The 19,170-nt window shown below is 61.5% G+C and carries 17 protein-coding genes and 1 tRNA gene; all 18 read left to right on the top strand.

The genetic code is table 11. The features are described from left to right. The first annotated feature begins 329 nt into the window (after window positions 1–329). Complete coding sequence (gene pnp, locus P0D87_RS30820) at window positions 330–2,477, top strand: polyribonucleotide nucleotidyltransferase (protein ID WP_029969803.1); 2,148 nt, start codon at window positions 330–332, stop codon at window positions 2,475–2,477. Between the two features lie 256 nt (window positions 2,478–2,733). Then, on the top strand, window positions 2,734–3,750 hold the full coding sequence (locus P0D87_RS30815) for an NAD(P)H-quinone oxidoreductase (protein ID WP_053857815.1): 1,017 nt from the start codon (window positions 2,734–2,736) through the stop codon (window positions 3,748–3,750). A gap of 162 nt (window positions 3,751–3,912) precedes the next feature. Then, window positions 3,913–4,692: a triose-phosphate isomerase gene (gene tpiA / locus P0D87_RS30810; protein WP_053857816.1), complete on the top strand. Its 780-nt coding sequence runs from the start codon at window positions 3,913–3,915 to the stop codon at window positions 4,690–4,692. Window positions 4,693–4,771: 79 nt separating this feature from the next. Further along, on the top strand, window positions 4,772–5,158 hold the full coding sequence (gene secG / locus P0D87_RS30805) for a preprotein translocase subunit SecG (RefSeq protein WP_006052905.1): 387 nt from the start codon (window positions 4,772–4,774) through the stop codon (window positions 5,156–5,158). A 114-nt stretch (window positions 5,159–5,272) separates the two neighbouring features. After that, window positions 5,273–5,357 (top strand) — tRNA-Leu (locus P0D87_RS30800). Window positions 5,358–5,516: 159 nt separating this feature from the next. After that, entirely contained in the window at window positions 5,517–5,876 is a 360-nt protein-coding gene (locus P0D87_RS30795; RefSeq protein WP_029969798.1) for an NADH-quinone oxidoreductase subunit A, read from the top strand. A 63-nt stretch (window positions 5,877–5,939) separates the two neighbouring features. Further along, complete coding sequence (locus P0D87_RS30790; RefSeq protein WP_006052903.1) at window positions 5,940–6,419, top strand: NuoB/complex I 20 kDa subunit family protein; 480 nt, start codon at window positions 5,940–5,942, stop codon at window positions 6,417–6,419. Window positions 6,420–6,440: 21 nt separating this feature from the next. After that, on the top strand, window positions 6,441–7,043 hold the full coding sequence (locus tag P0D87_RS30785) for an NADH-quinone oxidoreductase subunit C (protein ID WP_006052902.1): 603 nt from the start codon (window positions 6,441–6,443) through the stop codon (window positions 7,041–7,043). Window positions 7,044–7,052: 9 nt separating this feature from the next. Continuing rightward, window positions 7,053–8,306: an NADH-quinone oxidoreductase subunit D gene (locus P0D87_RS30780; RefSeq protein ID WP_006052901.1), complete on the top strand. Its 1,254-nt coding sequence runs from the start codon at window positions 7,053–7,055 to the stop codon at window positions 8,304–8,306. 132 nt (window positions 8,307–8,438) lie between these two features. Then, window positions 8,439–8,924 (top strand): NADH-quinone oxidoreductase subunit NuoE, encoded by a 486-nt coding sequence (gene nuoE / locus P0D87_RS30775; protein WP_006052900.1) that lies wholly within the window; start codon window positions 8,439–8,441, stop codon window positions 8,922–8,924. Then, complete coding sequence (gene nuoF / locus P0D87_RS30770) at window positions 8,921–10,249, top strand: NADH-quinone oxidoreductase subunit NuoF (RefSeq protein WP_006052899.1); 1,329 nt, start codon at window positions 8,921–8,923, stop codon at window positions 10,247–10,249. Before nuoE ends, nuoF begins: the two co-directional genes overlap by 4 nt. Window positions 10,250–10,436: 187 nt before the next feature. Further along, entirely contained in the window at window positions 10,437–12,770 is a 2,334-nt protein-coding gene (gene nuoG, locus P0D87_RS30765; protein WP_053857817.1) for an NADH-quinone oxidoreductase subunit NuoG, read from the top strand. Then, window positions 12,771–13,835 carry an NADH-quinone oxidoreductase subunit NuoH gene (gene nuoH / locus P0D87_RS30760; protein ID WP_006052897.1) on the top strand — a complete coding sequence of 355 codons (1,065 nt, stop codon included), beginning with the start codon at window positions 12,771–12,773 and terminating at the stop codon, window positions 13,833–13,835. Between the two features lie 15 nt (window positions 13,836–13,850). Continuing rightward, window positions 13,851–14,339: an NADH-quinone oxidoreductase subunit NuoI gene (gene nuoI / locus P0D87_RS30755; RefSeq protein WP_027801274.1), complete on the top strand. Its 489-nt coding sequence runs from the start codon at window positions 13,851–13,853 to the stop codon at window positions 14,337–14,339. A 203-nt stretch (window positions 14,340–14,542) separates the two neighbouring features. Further along, window positions 14,543–15,229: an NADH-quinone oxidoreductase subunit J gene (locus P0D87_RS30750; protein ID WP_006052895.1), complete on the top strand. Its 687-nt coding sequence runs from the start codon at window positions 14,543–14,545 to the stop codon at window positions 15,227–15,229. A 20-nt stretch (window positions 15,230–15,249) separates the two neighbouring features. Continuing rightward, complete coding sequence (nuoK, locus tag P0D87_RS30745) at window positions 15,250–15,555, top strand: NADH-quinone oxidoreductase subunit NuoK (protein WP_006052894.1); 306 nt, start codon at window positions 15,250–15,252, stop codon at window positions 15,553–15,555. 17 nt (window positions 15,556–15,572) lie between these two features. After that, the gene (nuoL, locus tag P0D87_RS30740) at window positions 15,573–17,651 is read left to right on the top strand and encodes an NADH-quinone oxidoreductase subunit L (protein WP_029969791.1); all 2,079 of its coding nucleotides are present in this window, start codon (window positions 15,573–15,575) and stop codon (window positions 17,649–17,651) included. Window positions 17,652–17,665: 14 nt separating this feature from the next. Beyond that, window positions 17,666–19,156, top strand: coding sequence for an NADH-quinone oxidoreductase subunit M (locus P0D87_RS30735; RefSeq protein ID WP_029969790.1), 1,491 nt, complete (start codon window positions 17,666–17,668; stop codon window positions 19,154–19,156). Window positions 19,157–19,170 lie beyond the last annotated feature (14 nt).

Here is a 19,170-nt window from a genome sequence, read left to right as displayed (position 1 = left end):
CACGGTGCGCTTCGTGTGACGCGCACTGCCTGAATTCCGCGGCGGCGTGCTGGTTCGCGCGGCGGGGCAGGAAGCGGTAAATGCAGTAATAAGCACGACAAATGCAGTAGAAAAGCAGCAGTAGAGCAAGCAGAAGAAGCAGAAATAGAAACATGGCCGGGCTTCAGGGCGGAGCTTTGTGTCATTCCAGCGGTTCGCGCGCGTTCGCCATGCAGGCGGCGCGGCGCGTGGCTCTCTGGAATGGCATAACACACCTCTTCCCATGCGGCGCCGGTTCTGGCGTTGCCGCGCCGCTTCTGGTCCGCGCGGCATTACGATGAGGAAAAGCAATGACTATGTTCAGCAAGATCGTCAAAGAATTTAAGTGGGGACAACATAACGTTCGCCTGGAAACCGGCGAAATCGCCCGCCAGGCGAGCGGCGCGGTGATCGTCGACGTCGAAGACACCGTTATCCTGGCGACCGTGGTCGGCGCCAAGACCGCCAAGCCGGGCCAGGACTTCTTCCCGCTGACCGTCGACTATCTCGAGAAGACTTACGCCGCCGGCAAGATTCCGGGCGGCTTCTTCCGTCGCGAAGGCCGTCCGTCGGAAGGCGAGACGCTGATCTCGCGCCTGATCGACCGTCCGCTGCGTCCGCTGTTCCCGGAAGGCTTCTACAACGAAGTCCAGGTTGTGATTCACGTTCTGTCGCTGAATCCGGACGTTCCCGCTGACATTCCCGCGCTGATCGGCGCGTCGGCGGCACTGGCCGTGTCCGGTCTGCCGTTCAACGGCCCGGTCGGCGCAGCGCGCGTGGCTTACATCAACAACGAATACGTGCTGAACCCGACGCGTCCGCAAATGAAGGAATCGGCGCTCGACCTGATCGTCGCCGGTACGGAACGCGCGGTGCTGATGGTGGAATCGGAAGCGCAGCAACTGAGCGAAGAGGTGATGCTCGGCGGCGTGGTGTTCGGCCACGAGCAAATGCAGATCGCGATCGACGCGATCCACGATCTGGTCCGTGAAGGCGGCAAGCCGGAATGGGATTGGCAGCCGGCCGCGAAGAACGAGCCGCTGATCGCACGCGTGACGGAACTGGCGCAAGCCGAACTGCTCGCGGCTTACCAGATTCGCGACAAGCAGGCACGTTCGAGCAAGCTGAAGGAAGTCTACGCAGCGGTTTCGGCGAAGCTGGAAGAAGAAGCCGCGGCAAGCGGCACCGTGGCGGCCGACAAGGCAACGGTCGGCAATGTGCTGTTCGACATCGAAGCGAAGATCGTCCGTACGCAGATCCTGAACGGCGAACCGCGTATCGACGGCCGCGACACGCGCACCGTGCGCCCGATCGAAATCCGTACCGGCGTGCTGCCGCGTACGCACGGTTCGGCGCTGTTCACGCGCGGCGAGACGCAGGCGCTGGTGGTGGCCACGCTCGGCACGAAGGGCGACGAGCAGAACATCGACGCACTCGAAGGCGAGTACCGCGAGCGCTTCATGCTCCACTACAACATGCCGCCGTTCGCGACCGGCGAAACGGGCCGCGTCGGTTCGCCGAAGCGCCGTGAAATCGGTCACGGCCGTCTCGCCAAGCGCGCGCTGGCCGCATGCCTGCCGAGCGCCGACGAATTCGGCTACTCGATTCGCGTCGTGTCGGAAATCACGGAATCGAACGGTTCTTCGTCAATGGCTTCGGTGTGCGGCGGCTGCCTCGCGCTGATGGACGCCGGCGTGCCGATGAAGGCGCACGTCGCCGGCATCGCGATGGGCCTGATTCTCGAAGGCAACAAGTTTGCCGTGCTGACCGACATTCTCGGCGACGAAGATCACCTCGGCGACATGGACTTCAAGGTGGCGGGCACGGAACAAGGCGTGACCGCGCTGCAGATGGACATCAAGATCCAGGGCATCACGAAGGAAATCATGCAGGTCGCTCTCGCGCAAGCGAAGGAAGGCCGCATGCATATCCTCGGCAAGATGACGTCGGCCGTGTCGGGTGCTAACACGCAACTGTCCGAGTTCGCGCCGCGCATGATCACCATCAAGATCAATCCGGAAAAGATCCGCGACGTGATCGGCAAGGGCGGTTCGGTGATCCGCGCGCTGACGGAAGAAACCGGCACGACGATCGATATTTCCGACGACGGCGTCGTGACCATCGCCAGCACGAGCAGCGAAGGCATGGCCGAAGCGAAGAAGCGTATCGAGAACATCACGCTCGAAGTCGAAGTGGGCCAGGTGTACGAAGGCACGGTGCTGAAGCTGCTGGATTTCGGCGCGATTGTGAACATTCTGCCGGGCAAGGACGGTCTGTTGCATATCTCCGAGATCGCGAACGAGCGCATCAAGGACATCAACGACTACCTGAAGGACGGCCAGCAAGTGAAGGTCAAGGTCATCCAGACGGACGAGAAGGGTCGTGTGCGTTTGTCGGCGAAGGCGTTGCTGAACGACGGCGCGTCGAGCGCGCCGCAAGGCGAACCGACGCCGCAGTAAAGCGGTAGCGGGACAACGGCCGGCAGCGCGAATGCGCGCCGGCCGTTTTTCATGGTGGACAGGGTGGATTGCGTTGCAAATGGATGCTGAAGCGTGGTGCAAGGGGTACGCTGCTTGCATCGCGTGGCCGCGCGAAAATCGCGCTTTTCGCGCGTGTCGCACGTGATTGCCGCGATCCGGCGACAATGCGAATGAGGTCCCGGCAAGCGCGGACGAACGCAGTAGGCAACGCAATCCAATCTTGGAGTTGACGCAGATGAAAGCGATCGAAATCACGGAATTCGGAGCGCCGGAAGTTCTCAAGCTCGCGGAGCGGCCCACGCCGCAGCCGAAAGCGGGCGAGGTGCTGATCAAGGTGGCGGCTTCCGGCATCAACCGTCCCGACGTGTTTCAGCGCAAGGGCGCGTATGCGCCGCCTCCGGGCGCGTCGGACTTGCCCGGGCTGGAAGTGGCGGGGGAAATCGTCGGCGGCGACATCGACGGGAAGAATAATCCGTTCGGTCTGAAAATCGGCGATCGCGTGTGCGCGCTGCTGGCGGGCGGCGGCTATGCCGAGTATGCCGTCGCGCCCCTATTGCAATGCTTGCCGGTGCCGGGCGGTTTGTCGGATGTCGAGGCGGCGTCGCTGCCGGAAACCTTCTTCACGGTCTGGAGCAACGTGTTCGATCGCGCGCAGCTCGGCAAGGGCGAGGGCGGGCCGAACGAAACCTTGCTGGTGCAGGGCGGCTCGAGCGGCATCGGCGTGACCGCGATCCAGATTGCGCATGCGCTGGGCTTTCGTGTGTTCGCAACCGCCGGCTCGGACGACAAGTGCCGCGCGTGCGAAGCGCTGGGCGCCGAGCGGGCGATCAACTACAAGACGGAAGATTTCGTCGAAGTCATCAAGTCGTTGACCAACGACCGCGGCGTCGACGTGGTCCTCGACATGGTGGCAGGCAGCTATGTGTCGCGCGAGCTGACCGCGCTGGCGGACGGCGGGCGCATCGTGCTGATTGCGCTTTTGGGCGGCGCGAAGGCGGAACTGAATCTGAACGAGGTGCTGCGCCGCCGTTTGACCGTGACCGGTTCGACGCTTCGTCCGCGGCCAATCGAATTCAAGGCGAAAATCGCCGCACAGCTCAAGGAGCAGGTGTGGCCCCATCTCGAGGGCGGGCGGATCAAGCCGGTCGTGCATCGCGTGTTTCCGGCCGCGCAGGCCGCCGACGCCCACGCGCTGATGGAGAGCAGCACGCACGTCGGCAAGATCGTGCTGACCTGGGGCGACGACGCCTGATGCGCGGCCGTCGGCAGGAGTCGGTGCGCGCCGGTTTGTTTGACCCGATCTCCCCCACGAAGTAAAATTGCGCGTTTTGCGCGCGCCGCATGAATCCGATAGGCGGACTGTAAGCGCGAACGACTAGCGCAACACGGCCCGCCACCAAGACAAGACGAGACGATGTCGACACAACGAGCCAAACTGGTAGTCGGTAACTGGAAGATGCATGGGCGCCTCGCCGAAAACGCGGCGCTGCTGCAGGCCGTAGCGAGAGGCGCGGGTGAACTGCCGGCTGATGTGCGCGTAGGTGTGTGCGTGCCGACGCCGTATCTCGCGCAAGCGCAGTCGTTGCTCGATGGCAGCCGGGTGATGTGGGGCGTGCAGGACGTTTCCGCGTTCACGCAAGGCGCGTACACCGGCGAAGTCTCGGCGCAAATGGTGACGGATTTTGCCGCGACGTTTGCCATCGTCGGGCATTCGGAGCGCCGCGCGTATCACCGTGAAAGCGCTGAGCTTGTCGCAGTGAAGACGCAGCGTGCGCTCGAAGCCGGTTTGACGCCGATCGTCTGCGTCGGCGAAACGCTCGAGGAGCGCGAGGCCGGGGCGACAGAGCAGGTGGTCGGCGCGCAGCTGGACGAAGTGCTGGCCAAATTGTCGGTGCAGGAAGCGGCGCGTATCGTTGTCGCATACGAGCCGGTCTGGGCGATCGGCACCGGCAAGAGCGCGACGGCCGGCCAGGCGCAAGCGGTGCACGCGTTCCTGCGCGGGCGTCTCGCCGCGAAGGGCGCCGAAGTTGCCGGCGTGCCGTTGCTGTACGGCGGCAGCGTGAAGCCGGACAACGCGGAAGAATTATTCCGTCAGCAGGACATCGACGGCGGCCTGATCGGCGGCGCGTCGCTGAAGGACCAGGATTTTCTGGCGATCTGCAAGGCGGCGGCTGCAACGACAGCCGCTGGTTGAGCAGGGCGCCTCTCGGAATGACCCATTCCGGGCCCGCAGTCCGCGGGTCTCGGCTAAATAAAAGACTCAGGTGAGTGCAATGCTGTATTTGAAAACTTTGATTATCGTCGTTCAGCTGTTGTCGGCACTCGGGGTCATCGGCCTCGTTTTGCTGCAGCACGGCAAAGGCGCCGATATGGGCGCGGCTTTTGGTAGCGGTGCATCGGGCAGCCTGTTCGGCGCGACCGGCTCGGCAAACTTCCTGTCGCGTACGACCGCAGTGCTCGCCGCGGTGTTTTTCGTCACCACGCTCACGCTCACGTACCTCGGCGCTTATCGGGCCAAGCCTTCAGCCGGCGTGCTGGGCGCCGCGGTTACCGCGCCCGTGGCGGCTTCGGCGGCACCGGCTGGGTCCGCTCCGGCAGGCGGTTCGGCTGCGCTCGCGGCGTCGGCTGCATCGGTTCCGGCCACCGACGTACCGAAATAAAATTTTTCGTAGAAAGTGCTTTTGTGCGTTGAACAAACTGTTTGAACCAGTTAGAATCTAAGTCTTGAAGCGATTCGCGGGTTTTATAAGTTGTTTTCCCGGATTGCATACAGTGCCGACGTGGTGAAATTGGTAGACACGCTATCTTGAGGGGGTAGTGGCGAAAGCTGTGCGAGTTCGAGTCTCGCCGTCGGCACCAAATGTTATCTAATGCCAGCCGCTTGCTTCGCTTCGGCTGGCATTTTCACTTCTGGCGCGCGGTTTGCGTTGGTCTGCGGCGTGTACGTCTCAGAAGTGATTTCGCGTCAGGGGTGCTATGCTCCTGACGGCATTCAGAACCAACCGATTGAGGATAGTCTTGAACCTCGCAGCCTATTTCCCCGTCTTGATGTTCCTCGTTGTGGGCACCGGTTTAGGCGTAGCACTGGTCAGTATCGGCAAGATCCTCGGTCCCAACAAGCCCGATACCGAGAAAAACGCACCGTACGAGTGCGGCTTCGAAGCATTCGAAGATGCGCGCATGAAGTTCGACGTGCGCTATTACCTCGTCGCCATTCTCTTCATCATTTTCGATCTTGAAACCGCGTTCCTGTTCCCGTGGGGCGTCGCCCTGCGCGACATCGGCTGGCCTGGCTTCATGGCGATGATGATTTTCCTGCTCGAATTCCTGCTGGGCTTCGCCTATATCTGGAAGAAGGGCGGCCTCGACTGGGAATGATGGTTTAATCGCCGGTTTGCGTGGGTGGCCAAGGCTTGCCGCCCCGTCTGGAGTGGAAAGCAAATGAGTATCGAAGGGGTCTTGAAGGAAGGGTTTGTCACCACGACGGCTGACAAACTGATCAACTGGACGCGCACCGGTTCGCTGTGGCCGATGACGTTCGGTCTGGCGTGCTGCGCGGTCGAGATGATGCATGCGGGCGCGGCCCGTTATGACCTCGACCGTTTCGGCGTGGTGTTTCGTCCGAGTCCGCGTCAGTCGGACGTGATGATCGTCGCCGGCACGCTGTGCAACAAAATGGCGCCGGCTCTGCGCAAGGTGTACGACCAGATGGCCGAGCCGCGCTGGGTGATTTCGATGGGTTCGTGCGCGAACGGCGGCGGCTATTACCACTACTCGTATTCGGTAGTGCGCGGTTGTGATCGCATCGTGCCGGTCGACGTCTACGTGCCGGGTTGCCCGCCGACAGCGGAAGCGCTGGTCTACGGCGTGATCCAGTTGCAGGCCAAGATTCGCCGCACCAACACAATCGCCCGTCAATAAGGCAACGCCTCTCCCCACAATATGGCAAGCAAACTCGAGACCCTGAAAGCGAACCTCGAGGCGGCCTTTGGCGGCCTCCTGTTGAGCACTACCGAGGCAATCGGTGAGTTGACGATCGTCGTGAAAGCGAGCGACTACCTCAACGTGGCAACGCGTCTGCGCGACGACCGCTCGCTCGGTTTCGAGCAGATGATGGACCTGTGCGGCGTCGACTATCAAACCTATGCCGACGGCGCTTACGACGGTCCGCGTTTCGCGGCCGTTCTGCATTTGTTGTCGGTGCAGAATAACTGGCGTCTGCGGCTTCGCGTGTTCGCGCCGAATGACGACATGCCCATTCTGCCGTCCGTCGTCGATATCTGGAATTCGGCGAACTGGTACGAGCGCGAGGCGTTCGACCTTTACGGCATCGTCTTCGAAGGCCATCCGGATCTGCGCCGCATTCTGACCGACTACGGTTTCATTGGTCACCCGTTCCGTAAAGATTTCCCCGTCTCCGGCTACGTCGAAATGCGTTACGACCCGGAAGAGAAGCGCGTCGTCTATCAGCCTGTGACGATCGAGCCGCGGGAAATCACGCCGCGCGTGATCCGCGAAGATCGCTATGGCGGTCTGAAACACTAAGAGAACGCCATGGCAGAGATTAAGAACTACACGCTCAACTTCGGTCCTCAGCACCCGGCGGCGCACGGCGTGCTGCGCCTCGTGCTGGAACTCGACGGCGAAGTCATCCAGCGCGCCGATCCGCACATCGGCCTGCTGCATCGCGCGACTGAAAAGCTCGCCGAAACGAAAACATTCATTCAGTCGGTGCCGTACATGGACCGTCTCGACTACGTGTCGATGATGGTCAACGAGCACGGCTACGTGATGGCGATCGAAAAGCTGCTCGGCATCGACGTGCCGGTGCGCGCCCAATACATCCGCGTGATGTTCGACGAAGTCACGCGCGTGCTGAACCACCTGATGTGGATCGGCGCGCACGCGCTCGACGTTGGCGCAATGGCCGTGTTCCTGTACGCGTTCCGCGAGCGCGAAGATCTGATGGACGTGTACGAAGCGGTGTCCGGCGCGCGCATGCATGCGGCGTATTACCGCCCCGGCGGCGTTTATCGCGATCTGCCTGACGCAATGCCGCAATACAAGGCGTCGAAGATTCGCAATGCGAAGGCGTTGTCGAGAATGAACGAGAACCGTCAGGGCTCGTTGCTCGACTTTATCGACGACTTCTTCACGCGCTTCCCGAAGTGCGTCGACGAATACGAAACGCTGCTCACCGACAACCGGATCTGGAAGCAGCGTCTGGTCGGCATCGGCGTGGTCAGCCCGGAGCGCGCGCTGCAAATGGGCATGTCCGGCGCAATGCTGCGCGGCTCGGGTATCGAGTGGGATCTGCGCAAGAAGCAGCCGTACGAAGTGTACGAAAAGCTGGACTTCGACATTCCGGTCGGCGTGAATGGCGACTGCTACGACCGCTATCTGGTCCGTGTCGAAGAAATGCGTCAATCCACGCGGATCGTGAAACAGTGCATTGAGTGGCTGCGCAAGAATCCGGGCCCTGTGATGATCGACAATCACAAGGTTGCGCCGCCGTCGCGCGTGGGCATGAAGTCGAACATGGAAGAACTGATTCACCACTTCAAGCTGTTCACTGAAGGCTTCCACGTGCCGGAAGGCGAGTCGTATGCCGCCGTCGAGCATCCGAAGGGCGAATTCGGCATCTACCTGATTTCCGACGGCGCGAACAAGCCGTATCGCCTCAAGATTCGCGCGCCGGGCTATGCGCATCTGTCCGCGCTCGACGAAATGGCGCGCGGCCACATGATCGCCGACGCCGTGACGATCATCGGCACGCAAGACATCGTGTTCGGCGAAGTAGATCGCTAGGACGTATTCATCGGCGCGCGTCTTCATGTTTGGTCCGAAGCGTGCGTCAAGCAAAGGAACGCCGGGTCTGTCGCAGCACGAAGTGAGCGACGGGTTTTCGTTCGGTAGGAATTGAAAGAGTCGTGTCTGAAAATGATCTCAGCTGAAGGCCTGAAAGAAATCGATCGTGCGATCGCGAAGTATCCCGCCGATCAGAAACAGTCCGCCGTGATGTCGGCGTTGGCCACTGCTCAGGAAGAGCATGGCTGGCTGTCGCCCGAACTCATGCAGTTCGTCGCGGACTATCTCGGCATGCCGGCAGTCGCCGTGCAGGAGGTCGCCACCTTCTACACGATGTATGAGACGTCGCCGGTCGGCAAGCACAAGATCACGCTCTGCACGAACCTGCCGTGTCAACTCGGCCCGGACGGCGGCTCGGACAGCGCCGCTGAATATCTGAAGCAGAAGCTCGGCATCGACTTCGGCGAAACCACGGCCGACGGCAAATTCACCTTGAAAGAAGGCGAATGCATGGGTTCGTGCGGCGACGCGCCGGTGATGCTGGTGAACAACCATCGCATGTGCAGCTTCATGAGCCGCGAGAAGATCGACCAGCTGCTCGAGGAACTTTCGAAATGACGTCTTTACACGATCGTCACATCAAACCGCTGATTCTCGCCGGCCTGAACGGCGACAACTGGCATCTCGAAGACTATGTGGCGCGCGGCGGTTACGCCCAGCTGCGCCGCATTCTGGAAGAAAAAATTCCGCCCGAGCAGGTGATCGCCGACGTCAAGGCGTCGGGTCTGCGCGGCCGTGGCGGCGCGGGCTTCCCGACCGGCCTGAAGTGGAGCTTCATGCCGCGTCAGTTCCCGGGCCAGAAGTACCTCGTCTGCAATTCGGACGAAGGCGAGCCGGGCACGTTCAAAGACCGCGACATCCTGCGCTTCAATCCGCATTCGCTGATCGAAGGCATGGCCATTGGCGCGTACGCAATGGGCATTACGGTCGGCTACAACTACATCCACGGCGAAATCTGGGAAGTCTACAAACGCTTTGAAGAAGCGTTGGACGAAGCTCGCCGCGCCGGGTTCCTCGGCGAAAACATCATGGGTTCGGGCTTCTCGTTCGAGCTGCATGCGCATCACGGTTACGGCGCCTACATCTGCGGCGAAGAAACCGCGTTGCTCGAGTCGCTCGAAGGCAAGAAAGGCCAGCCGCGCTTCAAGCCGCCGTTCCCGGCGAGCTTCGGCGTGTACGGCAAGCCGACCACGATCAACAACACCGAGACGTTTGCCGCGGTGCCATTCCTGCTCGCCATCGGCCCGCAAAATTACCTGGAAATCGGCAAGCCGAACAACGGCGGCACGAAGATCTTCTCGATCTCGGGCGACGTCGAACGTCCGGGCAATTACGAAGTTCCGCTCGGCACGCCGTTCGCCACGCTGATGGACCTCGCCGGCGGCATGCGCGGCGGCCGCAAGATCAAGGCCGTGATTCCTGGCGGTTCGTCGGCGCCGGTCATTCCGGGCGACATCATGATGCAGACCGACCTCGACTATGACTCGATCGCCAAGGCGGGCTCGATGCTCGGCTCGGGCGCGGTCATCGTCATGGACGAAACGCGTTGCATGGTGCGTTCGCTGCTGCGTCTGTCGTACTTCTATTACGAAGAGTCGTGCGGTCAATGCACGCCTTGCCGCGAAGGCACGGGCTGGCTGTATCGCGTCGTGCATCGTATCGAGCACGGTCTTGGCCGTCCGGAAGATCTGGATCTGCTGAACTCGGTCGCGGAAAACATCATGGGCCGCACGATCTGCGCGCTCGGCGATGCGGCGGCCATGCCGGTTCGCGGCATGCTCAAGCACTACTGGGACGAATTCGAATATCACGTCGCCCACAAGCATTGCCTCGTCGGCGGTCATGCGGGCGCTGCGGCGGCAGCGGAAACAGTGGCTGCCTGAGCGAGGTTGCTGAGCGACCTCGCAAGTCGCCCGAGGCGCGCACGGACAGGCGCTCGGGCAAGCTCCCGGACAAGCGGCACGCCGGACAGGTATGCACCAGAACACGTCAACCACGGGATTCATTGCCGAGCGGGCGATGAACGGGGCGAACGATTGAGCGGTAACAGGTTAAGGAAGATTGACCATCATGGTTGAACTTGAAATAGACGGCAAGAAAGTAGAAGTGCCCGAAGGCAGCATGGTGATCCAGGCTGCGCATAAGGTCGACACGTACATTCCTCACTTCTGCTATCACAAGAAGCTGTCGATTGCGGCCAACTGCCGGATGTGTCTCGTCGATGTCGAAAAGATGCCGAAGGCCGTGCCCGCATGCGCGACGCCCGTGTCGGCCGGCATGATCGTGCGCACGAAGTCCGAAAAGGCGGTGAAGGGCCAGCAATCCGTGATGGAATTCCTGCTGATCAACCACCCGCTGGATTGCCCGATTTGCGATCAGGGCGGCGAGTGTCAGTTGCAGGATCTGGCGGTGGGCTACGGCAAGTCGTCGTCGCGTTACAGCGAAGAAAAGCGCGTCGTGTTCCACAAGAACGTCGGCCCGCTGATCTCGATGGAAGAGATGTCCCGTTGCATCCACTGCACGCGCTGTGTGCGCTTCGGCCAGGAAGTGGCCGGCGTGATGGAACTGGGCATGCTGGGCCGCGGCGAGCATTCGGAAATCACGTCGTTCGTCGGCAAGACGGTCGACTCGGAACTGTCGGGCAACATGATCGACCTGTGCCCGGTCGGCGCGCTGACCAGCAAGCCGTTCCGCTACAGCGCGCGTACGTGGGAACTGTCGCGCCGCAAGTCGGTAAGCCCGCACGATTCCGTCGGCGCCAATCTCGTCGTGCAGGTGAAGAACAACCGCGTGATGCGGGTTCTGCCGTTCGAAAACGAAGCAATCAATGAATGCTGGATTTCGGACAAGGATCGCTTCTCGTACGAAGGCCTGAACAGCCCCGAACGTCTGACGCAGCCCATGCTGAAGCAGGGCGGCAAGTGGGTCGAAACCGACTGGCAGACCGCGCTCGACTATGTGGTCAAAGGTCTGAAGGGCATCAAGGGCGACCACGGCGCAAATGCGCTGGCCGCGCTTGGCAGCGCGCACAGCACGGTCGAAGAACTGTTCCTGTTGAAGCAACTGGCGCAAGCGGTCGGCACGCCTAACGTCGACTTCCGTCTGCGTCAGTCGGACTTCTCGGCGCCGGTCAACGGCACGCCGTGGCTCGGTACTGCTATTGCCGACCTGTCGAATATCGACTCGGCGCTCGTGATCGGTTCCGATCTGCGCCGCGATCATCCGCTGTTCGCCGCGCGTCTGCGTCAGGCGGCCAAGGGCGGCGCGAAGCTCACGCTGGTGCAAGCCACCGGCGACGACGCGCTGATCCCGCAAGCGCGGCGTATCGCTGCGGCGCCGTCGGCATGGCTCGACGCACTCGCCGGCATCGCGTCGGCGGTCTCGCAAGCGAACGGCACGGCGCTGCCGGAAGCGTTCTCTGGCGCGCAAGCGTCGGACGCCGACAAGGAAGTCGCCAGGTCGCTGGCTACGGGCGAGCGTCGCCTGGTGCTGCTCGGCAACGGCGCGGTGCGTCATCCGGATTTCGCGGTCATTCACGCGGCGGCTCAGTGGATCGCAGACGCAACCGGCGCAACGCTCGGCTTCCTGACGGAAGGCGCGAACACGGTCGGCGCGCATCTGGTGAACGCATTGCCGGGCGAAGGCGGCCTGAACGCTCGCGAAGTCTTCGAACAACCGCGCAAGGGTTATGTGCTGATGAACTTCGAACCGGAGTTCGACACGGCCAATCCGGCGCAGGCTCTGGCTGCGTTGAACCAGGCTGAGATGGTCGTGGTGATGTCGCCGTTCCAGACGGGCGCCGAATACGCGGACGTGCTGCTGCCGATCGCGCCGTTCACTGAAACGGCCGGTACGTTCGTCAACGCGGAAGGCACGGTGCAGACGTTTAACGGCGTCGTGCGTCCGCTTGGCGAGACGCGCCCCGCATGGAAGGTGTTGCGCGTGCTGGGCAGCCTGCTGGGCGCGCCCGGCTTCGAATACGACACGGCGGAAGAAGTGCGCAGCGCGGCGCTCGGCGACGGCGAACTGCAATCGCGCCTGTCGAACCGCACGGGCGTAACGGTTGCTCGCGGCAAGACGGCGAAGGCAGCGGAAGGCAAGTTCGAGCGCATCGCCGACGTGCCGATCTACCATGCCGACGCGCTGGTTCGTCGCGCGGAATCGCTGCATCTGACCGCAGCCGCGCGTGCTGCGAACAACGTCGGCCTGCCGGCTGCGCTGTTCGACAAACTGGGTTTGAAGGAAGGCGACGCGGTGCGCGTGCGCCAGGGCGAGCAATCGGTGCAGTTGCCGGCCGTGCGCGACGCGAATCTTGCGGAGACGGTCGTCCGCGTATCGGCGGCTACGCCTGCCGGTGCAGCGCTGGGCAGCCTGTTCGGTGAACTGGTGGTGGAGAAGGCGTAAATGAGCTTGTTCGATACGATCAACTCGGGCGGCACCCAGCTTCTCGGTGTGGCATGGCCCACGGTGTGGGCACTGGTGCGCATCCTGGTGGTGGCCGTCGTGATCCTGCTGTGCGTGGCTTACCTGATTCTGTGGGAGCGTAAGCTGATCGGCTGGATGCACGTGCGTCTCGGCCCGAACCGCGTCGGCCCCGCAGGTCTTTTGCAGCCTATCGCCGACGTGCTGAAGCTGTTGCTGAAAGAAGTGATTCAGCCGACCCAGGCAAGCCGCTGGATCTACATGATCGCGCCGATCATGGTGGTGGTGCCGGCTTTCGCGGTCTGGGCGGTGATTCCGTTCCAGGCGGGCGCGGTGCTCGGCGACATCAACGCGGGTCTGCTCTATGCGATCGCGATTTCGTCGATCGGCGTGTACGGCGTGATTCTGGCCGGCTGGGCGTCGAACTCGAAGTACGCGTTCCTCGGCGCGATGCGCGCCGCGGCGCAAATGGTGTCGTACGAAATTTCGATGGGCTTCGCGCTGGTCGTCGTGCTGATGACGGCGGGCACGCTGAATCTGTCGGACATCGTCGGTTCGCAGGAACGCGGCTTCTTCGCCGCACACGGCCTGAACTTCCTGTCGTGGAACTGGCTGCCGCTGTTGCCGATGTTCGTCGTGTACTTCATCTCGGGCATCGCGGAAACGAACCGCCATCCGTTCGACGTGGTGGAAGGCGAATCGGAAATCGTCGCGGGTCACATGATCGATTACTCGGGTATGGCGTTCGCGCTGTTCTTCCTTGCCGAGTACATCAACATGATTGTGATCTCGGCATTGGCGTCGACGCTGTTTCTCGGCGGCTGGAGCGCTCCGTTCGGCTTCCTGTCGTTTATCCCCGGCATCTTCTGGCTCGTCCTCAAGGTTTTCCTGCTGCTGTCGGTGTTCATCTGGGCGCGTGCCACGTTCCCGCGCTACCGCTATGACCAGATCATGCGTCTCGGCTGGAAGATTTTCATTCCGGTGTGCGTGGTGTGGCTAGTGGTGGTCGGCTTCTGGATCATGTCGCCGTGGAATATCTGGAAATAAAGGGCGGATGAACTCATGACCGCAATCCAAAATTTTTTCAAGACCTTCTTTTTGACGGAACTCGTCAAGGGCCTCGCGTTGACCGGACGTTATACGTTCCAGCGCAAGGTGACCGTGCAGTTCCCGGAAGAGAAGACGCCCATTTCGCCGCGTTTTCGCGGACTGCATGCGCTGCGACGTTATGAGAATGGCGAAGAGCGCTGTATCGCGTGCAAGCTGTGCGAAGCGGTGTGCCCGGCGCTCGCCATCACGATCGAGTCGGAAACGCGCGAAGACAACACGCGCCGCACCACGCGTTACGACATCGACCTGACCAAGTGCATCTTCTGCGGTTTCTGCGAAGAAAGCTGCCCGGTGGACTCGATTGTCGAGACGCATATTCTCGAATATCACGGCGAAAAGCGCGGCGATCTGTACTTCACGAAGGACATGCTGCTGGCCGTGGGCGATCGTTACGAAGCGGAGATCGCCGCGAACAAGGCTGCCGACGCACCGTATCGTTAAAGCGTCCAAGTACAAGCAGTAGGTGCGGCAGTAGCGCATCAAGTCAATGCAGCAGTAATACGGCCTGTTGTCGGGCCGAGCGCCGCGGTATGCAAGCCGCGGCACGGCGCACGCGTGCGTCTGTTCCGGCGGTTGTCACGCTGTGGCCGGACGCCCGTGCCAAAGAAAATGCCTGACGATGGCCTAACGATGAACCGGTAATCATGGAATTCACGACCGTACTGTTCTACATCTTCGCGCTGCTCCTGGTGGTTTCAGGGCTGAAGGTGATCACCTCGCGCAACCCGGTGTCGTCCGCACTGTTTCTCGTGCTGGCGTTCTTCAACGCAGCGGCTATCTGGATGCTGCTGCAGGCCGAGTTCCTCGCCATCCTGCTGGTGCTGGTCTATGTGGGCGCGGTGATGGTGCTGTTCCTGTTCGTCGTGATGATGCTGGACATCAACCTCGACGTGCTGCGCAAGGACTTCAGACGCTTCGTGCCGATGGCCACGGTGGTGGGCGCGATCATCGTGCTCGAAACCGCGCTGATCCTGTGGCACGGCTACGGCGCGACGAGCACGGTGGTGCCCGACACGACCGCCGCGGCGGGCGGCATGGGCGACTGGTCGAACACCCGCCTGATCGGCAAAGTGATTTACACCGACTACATCTTCGCGTTCGAAGTGGCCGGCCTCGTGCTGCTGGTGGCGATCATCGCGGCTATCGCGCTGACCACGAGCCACAAGAAGGACAGCAAGCGCCAGAAGATCAGCGACCAGGTCAAGGTGCGTGCGCAAGACCGCGTGCGCGTCGTGAAGATGCCGTCGGAAAAGAGCCCGGCGACCGTCGCGGCGGAAGAAGCCGCAGCGGCGGCCGCAGCAGCCGAATCGGCGTCTGCGAAGAACAGCTGAGCGGACAGGAGATAGAAATCATGTTGACCCTTGCCCATTACCTCGTGCTCGGCGCGATTCTGTTTGCGATCAGCATCGTCGGTATTTTCCTGAACCGTCGCAACGTCATCATCATCCTGATGGCGATCGAACTGATGCTGCTCGCGGTGAATACCAATTTCGTCGCCTTCTCGCATTATCTCGGCGACGTGCATGGCCAGATTTTCGTGTTCTTCGTGCTGACCGTAGCGGCAGCGGAAGCAGCGATCGGCCTCGCAATTCTGGTGACCCTGTTCCGTAGCCTCGACACGATCAATGTCGAAGATCTCGATCAGCTCAAAGGTTAATCTCAGGAAAAGCGGTTATGTCCACGATACTCAATGAAAACCTGCTGCTGGCGATTCCGCTGGCACCGCTGGCCGGTTGCCTGATCGCGGGGCTGTTCGGGAAGGCGGTAGGGCGCGCGGGTGCGCACTCGGTCACGATCCTCGGCGTTGCCATCTCGTTCGTTCTGTCGATGATGGTGTTCTTCCAGGTGCTGGACGGCGCGAGCTTCAACGCCACCGTCTACGAATGGATGTCCATCGGCAAGACCAAGTTCGAAGTCGGCTTCCTCGTCGATTCGCTCACGGCCATGATGATGTGCGTCGTGACCTTCGTGTCGCTGATGGTGCACATCTACACGATCGGCTACATGGCCGACGACGACGGCTACCAGCGCTTCTTCTCGTACATCTCGCTCTTCACGTTTTCGATGCTGATGCTCGTGATGAGCAACAACTTCCTGCAGCTGTTCTTCGGCTGGGAAGCAGTGGGCCTGGTGTCGTACCTGCTGATCGGTTTCTACTACACGCGCGAGTCGGCGATCTACGCGAACATGAAGGCGTTCATCGTGAACCGCGTCGGCGACTTCGGCTTTCTGCTGGGTATCGGCCTGCTGTTCGCGTTTGCCGGTTCGATGAACTACGGCGACGTGTTTGCCAAGCGCACTGAACTGGCCGCGTTGAGCTTTCCGGGTACCGATTGGGGCCTGCTGACGGTGGCGTGTATCTGCCTCTTCATCGGCGCAATGGGTAAGTCGGCACAGTTTCCGCTGCACGTGTGGCTGCCGGATTCGATGGAAGGCCCGACGCCGATCTCCGCGCTGATTCACGCGGCAACCATGGTGACGGCCGGTATCTTCATGGTCACGCGCATGTCGCCGCTGTTCGAACTGTCGGATAGTGCGCTCTCGTTCGTCACCGTGATCGGTGCCATTACCGCGCTCTTCATGGGCTTCCTCGGGATTGTCCAGAACGACATCAAGCGCGTGGTGGCTTACTCCACACTCTCGCAGCTCGGCTACATGACAGTCGCGCTCGGCGTGTCGGCTTATCCGGTCGGCGTGTTCCACCTGATGACGCACGCGTTCTTCAAGGCGCTGCTGTTCCTCGGCGCGGGTTCCGTGATCATCGGCATGCACCACGATCAGGACATGCGGAACATGGGCGGCCTGCGCAAATACATGCCGATCACGTGGATCACGTCGCTGATCGGTTCGCTTGCGCTGATCGGCACGCCGTTCTTCTCGGGCTTCTACTCGAAAGATTCGATCATCGACGCAGTGAAGCTGTCGCATCTGCCGGGTTCGGGCTTCGCCTATTTCGCCGTGGTGGCAAGCGTGTTCGTCACCGCGCTGTATTCGTTCCGTATGTATTTCATGGTGTTCCACGGCAAGGAGCGCTTCCGCGATCCGAAGCATCCGGATTCGCCGATGGGCGCCGAAGCCGCGGCACACGGTCATGGCAACGGCCATGACGCACATGGTCACGACGCGCACGGTCACGACGACCACGGTCACGCGCACGAACCGCATGAAACGCCGTGGGTCGTGTGGCTGCCGCTGGTGCTGCTGGCGATTCCGTCTGTCGTGATCGGTGCGATCGCGGTCGGCCCGATGCTGTTCGGCGACTTCTTCCAGCACGGCGTGGCGTTCGAGAAGGTGATCTTCATCGGCGAAAACCATCCGGCGCTGCACGAGATGGCCGAAGAGTTCCACGGCTGGGCCGCGATGGGCCTGCACTCGGTCGCGGGCCTGCCGGTGTGGCTCGCGCTCGCGGGTGTGCTCGTCGCGTGGTTCCTGTATCTGGTTCGTCCTGAACTGCCGGCTACCATCAAGCGCGCGTTCGGGCCGATCTACACGCTGCTCGATAACAAGTACTACATGGACAAGATCAACGAAGTCGTGTTTGCGCGGGGCGCCGTGGCGATTGGCCGTGGTCTCTGGAAGGAAGGCGACGTCGTCGTGATCGACGGCATCGTCAACGGCAGCGCACGCTTTATCGGCTGGTTCGCCGGCGTGATCCGCTTCCTCCAATCCGGCTACATCTACCACTACGCGTTCGCCATGATTATCGGCATGTTGGGGCTCCTGACCCTGTTTGTAACGCTCGGCGGCAAATAAGGCGAGGGACACTAATGCACGCTTATCCGATTCTCAGTCTCGCCATCTGGTTGCCGATCCTTTGCGGCCTGCTGGTTCTGGCCATCGGCTCCGACCGTAACCCCGGCCCCGCGCGCTGGGTCGCATTGATCGGCTCGATCGTCAGCTTCATCGTCACGATTCCGCTGATCACCGGTTTTGATTCGAGCAGCGCCGATCTTCAGTTCGTCGAACAGGCCAACTGGATCGAACGATTCAACATTACATATCACCTCGGTGTCGACGGCATTTCGATGTGGTTCGTCGTGTTGACCGCATTGATCACGGTGATCGTCGTGATCGCCGGATGGGAAGTCATCACGAAGAACGTCGGCCAGTATCTGGCCTCGTTCCTGATCCTGTCGGGCATCATGGTCGGCGTGTTCAGCGCCGCCGACGGCATGCTGTTCTACGTGTTCTTCGAAGCGACGCTGATTCCGATGTACATCATCATCGGCGTGTGGGGCGGGGCGAATCGCGTGTACGCGGCGTTCAAGTTCTTCCTGTACACGCTGATGGGCTCGCTCCTGATGCTGGTCGCGTTGCTCTATCTGTACGTCCAGACCGGCACGTTCGATCTCGCCACCTGGCAGCATGCGCAGATCGCGATGACGCCGCAGGTGTTGCTGTTCATAGCGTTCTTCATGGCGTTCGCCGTGAAGGTTCCGATGTGGCCGGTGCACACGTGGTTGCCTGACGCTCACGTGGAAGCGCCGACCGGCGGCTCCGTCGTGCTGGCCGCGATCATGCTGAAGCTCGGCGCATACGGTTTCCTGCGCTTCTCGCTGCCGATCGCGCCGGACGCAAGCCACTTCCTCGCGCCGGTCGTCATTACGCTGTCGCTGATCGCGGTGATCTACATCGGCCTCGTCGCGATGGTGCAGGCCGACATGAAGAAGCTGGTCGCGTATTCGTCGATCGCGCACATGGGCTTCGTCACGCTCGGCTTCTTTATCTTCAATCAGCTCGGCGTGGAAGGCGCGATCGTGCAGATGATCTCGCACGGCTTCGTGTCGGGCGCCATGTTCCTTAGCATCGGCGTGCTGTACGACCGCATGCACTCGCGTCAGATCGCGGACTACGGCGGCGTCGTCAACGTGATGCCGAAATTCGCGGCGTTCGTGATGCTGTTCTCGATGGCCAATTGCGGCTTGCCGGGCACCTCGGGTTTTGTCGGCGAATTCATGGTGATTCTGGCCGCTGTCCAGTACAACTTCTGGATCGCGGGCGGCGCCGCCGTGACGCTGATTCTCGGCGCGGCCTACACGCTGTGGATGTACAAGCGCGTCTACTTCGGCGCGGTCGCCAACGACCACGTGAAGGGCCTGCTCGACATCAACCGCCGCGAGTTTTTCATGCTGGCAGTGCTCGCCGCACTGACGCTCTTCATGGGCCTGTATCCGAAGCCCTTTACCGATGTGATGCACGTATCCGTGGAAAACCTCCTCTCCCACGTTGCGCAGTCGAAGCTGCCGTTGTCTCAGTAACGCAGAGGAGGAAT

This window comes from Paraburkholderia sp. RL17-368-BIF-A (assembly GCF_046054045.1).
GTDB lineage: Bacteria > Pseudomonadota > Gammaproteobacteria > Burkholderiales > Burkholderiaceae > Paraburkholderia > Paraburkholderia graminis.
Note: the sequence above shows the minus strand (reverse complement) of the source record. Positions and strands in the feature narration are given on the sequence as shown.